Here is a 5,392-nt window from a genome sequence, read left to right on the forward strand (position 1 = left end):
CCCGGACGTGCGCCTCGGCCTGCTCGACGGTGAGCTCGGGCGCGAACCGGTAGTTGACGGTGACGACGCACTCGTCGGGGATGACGTTGCCCGCGATCCCCCCGCTGATGCCGACGGCGTTGAGCCCTTCCCGGTAGGTCAGGCCGTCGACCTCGACGGTGCGGGCGCGGTACGCGGCCAACGTCGCCAGCACGGGGGCGGCGTCGTGGATGGCGTTCACCCCCAGCCAGGAGCGACCCGAGTGCGCGGCCACGCCGGGCACCCGCACCTGCACCCGCAAGGTGCCGTTGCAGCCCCCTTCGATCGCGCCGCGCGTGGGTTCGCACAGCACCGCGAAGCTCCCGCTCACCCACTCCGGGTGGTCGCGCACCAGACGGCCGAGGCCGTTGCGGGTGGCCTCGACCTCCTCCTGGTCGTAGAACACCCAGGTCACGTCCCGGCCCGGGGCCGTCACACGGGCGGCGACCGCCAGCTGGACGGCCACACCGCCCTTCATGTCGACCGAGCCCCGTCCCCACAGGACGTCGCCCTCAGCGGTGGCGCGCCGCTCGGCCGGCAGGTTCGCGGCCACGGGCACGGTGTCCAGGTGCCCGGCGACCACGACCCGCTCGGACCGGCCCAGGTGGGTACGGGCCACGACCGCGTTCCCGTCGCGCAGGACCTCCAGGTGGTCCAGCTCCCGCAGGGCGCCCTCCACCAGGTCGGCGAGGTGCGCCTCGTCCCCGCTGACGGACGGGATGTCGCACAAGGTGTGGGCCAGCACGACGGGGTCACCGTGGAGATCGAGGATCACGGGGCGCACCCTACCCGTTGCCCGCCCCGAGGGGCCGGTGGACGGGTCCTGCCACCTCCCCGCGCCAACTAGGCTTGTCACCCATGACGCAGCGCACCGCCTGGGCCCACGGCATCGTGACGACGACCGGAACCGACCCCGCCGCGAGCGGGACCGTGCTGGACGCGTGGTACCCCACGCCCACCCTCTCCCAGGGCCCGGACGGTGAGCCCGGGGCCGAGCTGACGGCCCTCGTCGGCACCGACGAGGCACGGCAGGTCCGCATCGAGGTGGTCACCACCGTCATCGACCTCGACGCCCCGCCCCGGGACACCGCCGACGCCTACCTCCGCCTGCACCTGCTCTCCCACCGCCTGGTCCAGCCGCACGGGCTGAACCTCGACGGGATCTTCGGCGTCCTGCCGAACGTGGTGTGGACCGACCGCGGGCCGTGTGCGGTCGAGGGGTTCGAGCAGACCCGCGCCCGGTTGCGCGCCGCCCACGGCGCAGCCCCCACCGTCCACGGCGTCGACAAGTTCCCGCGCATGGTCGACTACGTCATGCCCACGGGCGTGCGCATCGCGGACGCCGACCGCGTCCGTCTGGGGGCGCACCTGGCCGAGGGCACCACCGTCATGCACGAGGGCTTCGTGAACTTCAACGCCGGGACCCTGGGCACCTCGATGGTCGAGGGCCGCATCTCGGCCGGAGTGGTGGTCGGTGACGGCAGCGACATCGGGGGCGGCGCGTCGATCATGGGCACGCTGTCGGGCGGTGGGACCGTGCGGATCTCCATCGGGCGCAGGTCGCTGCTCGGGGCGAACGCGGGCCTGGGCATCCCTCTGGGCGACGACTGCGTGGTCGAGGCCGGCCTGTACGTGACCGCCGGCACCAAGGTCACCCTCGTGGGTGAGGGCGACAAGGTGGTCTCCGCCCGTGAGCTGGCCGGCGTCGACAACCTGCTGTTCCGTCGCCACTCGGTGACCGGCGCCGTGCAGGTCCTCTCCCGTGACGGGGCCGGCATCGCGCTCAACCCGGACCTGCACGCCAACTGAGACAGGACCCCGCCATGCAGCCCGCGACCGACCGTGCCCTGCGCCTGGGCGTACGCGTGCTCGCCGGCACCTTCACGTTCCTCCTGGTCCTGGCGGCCGGCGCGGCGGGCGTCGCCGCGTTGCTCCGCCAGCTGGAGGACGTGGCCGGCGAGCCCGTCCGCTGCGCCGCGGTCGACGGCGAGACGTCGTGGTTCCTGGAGACCGACCAGGCCGAGACCGCAGCTCTGATCGCCGCCCGCGCCCGCCAGCTGGACCTGCCGGCTCGTGCGGTGACGATCGGCCTGGCGACGGGGCTGCAGGAGTCCAAGCTGCGCAACATCGACTACGGCGACCGCGACTCGGTCGGCATCTTCCAGCAGCGACCCTCCCAGGGGTGGGGCACCGTCGAGCAGATCATGGACCCCGTGTACTCCACCGACGCCTTCTACGAGGGCCTGTCCCGGGTGGACGGCTACATCGAGATGGACGTGACCGTCGCGGCCCAGGCCGTCCAGCGGTCCGGGTTCCCGGACGCCTACGCCAAGCACGAGGCACGCTCACGGGCCTGGGCCTCGGGACTGACGGGGTACTCCGCCGCGAGCATCACCTGCACCTTGGACGACCCGGGCGCCGGCTCGGTCGACGCCTACGTCGCGCGTGTGCACCGCGACTACGCACCGGCCGGCGAGCAGGTCCCTGGCGTGAGCGCGGCCGGTGACGCCGCCGTGGTGCTCGACGCACCGGCCGTGCTGGGCGAGGACGAGGAGCCCCTGCGCGCCGGGTGGTCGCTGGCGCAGTGGTCGGTCGCCGTGGCCGACGCCCTGGAGGTCGTGGAGGTGCGCCACGCCGATCAGGTGTGGACCCGGGACGAAGGCGCGTGGGCACCGGCGGAGGAACCCACCGACGACGGTCAGGTGACGGTGCTCGTCAGCACCGGCTGACCGCACCCACGCCGAGGCCCTCCCCACGTGACCTTGCGGTCACTGCGGGGAGGGCCTCGGTGGACGTCTCAGCGCTCGTCGAGCGGGACCACGTCACGCTCGGCCGCCCCCGTGTAGATCTGCCGCGGGCGACCGATCTTGGTGGCCTTGTCGGTCATCATCTCGCGCCACTGCGCGATCCACCCGGGCATCCGACCCACGGCGAACAGCGGGGTGAACATCGAGGTCGGGAACCCCATCGCCTTGTAGATCAGGCCCGTGTAGAAGTCGACGTTCGGGTAGAGCTTGCGCTCGATGAAGTAGTCGTCGTTGAGAGCGATCTCCTCGAGGCTCATCGCGATGTCCAGCATCTCGTCGCGCTTGCCCAGCTGGGACAGCACCTCGTCGGCAGCCTTCTTCACGATCGCCGCGCGCGGGTCGTAGTTCTTGTAGACGCGGTGCCCGAAGCCCATGAGCCGGACACCGTCCTCCTTGTTCTTGACCTTGCGCATGAACTCCGAGGCGTCACCCCCGGCCTGCTGGATCTGGGTCAGCATCCGCAGGACCGCCTCGTTCGCCCCGCCGTGCAGCGGGCCGGACAGCGCGTTGACGCCGGCCGAGACCGACGCGTAGAGGTTCGCGTGGCTGGACCCGACGATCCGCACCGTCGACGTCGAGCAGTTCTGCTCGTGGTCGGCGTGCAGGATGAGCAGCAGGTCCAGGGCCTTGACCATCACCGGGTCGACGTCGTACGGAACGCCGTTGGGCTGGAACGCCATGCGCAGGAAGTCCGCGACGTAGCCCCGTCCACGGTCGGGGCCGATCATCTCCTGGCCGAGCGCGCGACGGTGGGCGTAGGCGGCGATCGTGGGGGCCTTCGCCAGGAGCAGCACCGTGGCGAGCTCCACCCGGGAGGGGTCGAACGGGTCGACGCTGTGCGGGTAGTACCCCGGCAGGGCCGACACGGCCGACGACAGCACGGCCATCGGGTGGGCGTTCGTCGGGAAGGCGCCGATGAGCGCCTTGAAGTTGTCGTGCAGGTGGGTGTGGCGCTCGATCCGGTCGATCCACGCCGAGAGCGCGTCCGCCGTGGGGAGCTCGCCGTGGGTGAGCAGGTAGGCGACCTCGAGGAAGGAGGACTGGGCCGCCAGCTGCTCGATCGGGTAGCCCCGGTAGCGCAGGATCCCGACGTCACCGTCGATATAGGTGATCGCCGACTCGCAGGACGCGGTGTTCATGAACCCCGGGTCGACGGTGACCAGACCGGTCTCCTTGAGCAGCGACGAGACCACGACCCCGTCATTGCCCGTCGTCGCTCGGACCACAGGAAGGTCCATCGCGCGCTCCCCGACGGTCAGGGTGACCGCGGGGGTCTCGGTCTGGGTCATGTCTTCCTCCTTGCGGACCCAGTCCCGGCGGTCACCTGGCTGGTCCGGTTCGAGCTGGTGGGCGTCGTCGGCCACCGCTGACGGTACCCGCGCGTAGCGCCGGGGTCCCAATCAATCGAGGGCAGAACGTCCCTTTTCCAACGTGATCCCCGTCACACGATTCGGCAGGCTGCGTGCGGGGCGAGGGGGCGCCACCTTCGGCGCGCACCACGGATCGGCCAAGATTAGACCAAAAATGCGCCCCGCGGGACGCGACGTCTCACGCGGCTTGCAGCCGCGCCGCCGCGCGGGCGACCGACTCGTCGGAAGCTGTGAGCGCGACCCGCACGTGCCGGGCCGCGGACGGGCCGTAGAACGCCCCGGGCGCTACCAGCACACCCAGCCCGGCGAGGTCCGCGACCGTGGCCCAGCAGTCCTGCCCCGGACCTGCGCCCCGCACCCACAGGTACAGGCCCGCCGGGGAGTCCTCCACGTGCAGACCGGCCCCGGTGAACGCCTGCCGCAGGACCTCACGCCGCCGACGATAACGGGCCACCTGGACGTCCACGTGCTCGTCGTCGGTCAACGCAGCGACCATGGCCGCCTGCACGGGGCCGGGGACGATCATCCCGGCGTGCTTGCGCACCTCGAGCAGCCGTGACACCAGGCCGGGGTCCCCGGCCACGAACGCGCCGCGATACCCGGCCAGGTTGGACTGCTTGGACAGGGAGTGCACGACCAGCAGACCCTCGTGCCTGCCGCCGCAGACCGCCGGATCGAGCAGGCTCGGCGTACCCGAGCCGGACCACGGCGCGTCCCAGGCGAGCAGTGCGTAGCACTCGTCGGACGCCACGACCGCCCCCAGACGCCGCGCCGCGTCCACCACCGCTCGGAGGGCCGGTACGTCCAGCACCCTCCCGGTCGGGTTGGAGGGCGAGTTGACCCACACCAGGCGGACGTCGTCGCGCGCCCCCCAGACGGCCACGTCGTCGGCGGGCAGCGGGGTCGCCCCTGCGAGCCGCGCACCGACGTCGTACGTGGGGTAGGCGACCTCGGGGTGGACCACGACGTCGCCCGGGCCCAGACCCAGCAGCGCCGGCAGGAGCGCCACCAGCTCCTTGGACCCCACCGTGGGGAGCACCCCGGCCGGGTCGACGTCGGGTACCCCGCGCCGGCGCGCGAACCACTGCGCCACGGCCTGCCGCAGCTCCGGGGTTCCGTGCGTGGTCGGGTAACCGGGCCAGTTCCCGGCCGCGGCGAGCGCCGAGCGCACCACGTCCGGGGTCGGGTCCACCGGGG

Annotated in this window: 5 protein-coding genes; 2 read left to right on the forward strand and 3 right to left on the reverse strand. The window is 72.3% G+C overall.

The features are described from left to right. A partial coding sequence (gene dapE / locus N869_RS12600; protein WP_035062219.1) for a succinyl-diaminopimelate desuccinylase occupies positions 1 to 793 on the reverse strand: 793 nt, incomplete at its 3' end. 83 nt (positions 794 to 876) lie between these two features. Here dapE and dapD point away from each other — a divergent pair. Together dapD and N869_RS12610 are read left to right on the forward strand one after the other, a co-directional pair. After that, positions 877 to 1,827 carry a 2,3,4,5-tetrahydropyridine-2,6-dicarboxylate N-succinyltransferase gene (gene dapD / locus N869_RS12605; protein WP_035062220.1) on the forward strand — a complete coding sequence of 317 codons (951 nt, stop codon included), beginning with the start codon at positions 877 to 879 and terminating at the stop codon, positions 1,825 to 1,827. Between the two features lie 14 nt (positions 1,828 to 1,841). Beyond that, positions 1,842 to 2,747 carry a hypothetical protein gene (locus N869_RS12610; RefSeq protein WP_052105519.1) on the forward strand — a complete coding sequence of 302 codons (906 nt, stop codon included), beginning with the start codon at positions 1,842 to 1,844 and terminating at the stop codon, positions 2,745 to 2,747. 68 nt (positions 2,748 to 2,815) lie between these two features. Here the strand turns inward: N869_RS12610 and N869_RS12615 are convergent, their stop codons facing one another. Together N869_RS12615 and dapC are read right to left on the reverse strand one after the other, a co-directional pair. Continuing rightward, positions 2,816 to 4,114, reverse strand: coding sequence for a citrate synthase (locus N869_RS12615; RefSeq protein WP_084137130.1), 1,299 nt, complete (start codon positions 4,112 to 4,114; stop codon positions 2,816 to 2,818). A gap of 259 nt (positions 4,115 to 4,373) precedes the next feature. Further along, a partial coding sequence (dapC, locus tag N869_RS12620) for a succinyldiaminopimelate transaminase (RefSeq protein WP_035062223.1) occupies positions 4,374 to 5,392 on the reverse strand: 1,019 nt, incomplete at its 5' end.

Source organism: Cellulomonas bogoriensis 69B4 = DSM 16987, from assembly GCF_000767165.1.
Taxonomy (GTDB): domain Bacteria; phylum Actinomycetota; class Actinomycetes; order Actinomycetales; family Cellulomonadaceae; genus Actinotalea; species Actinotalea bogoriensis.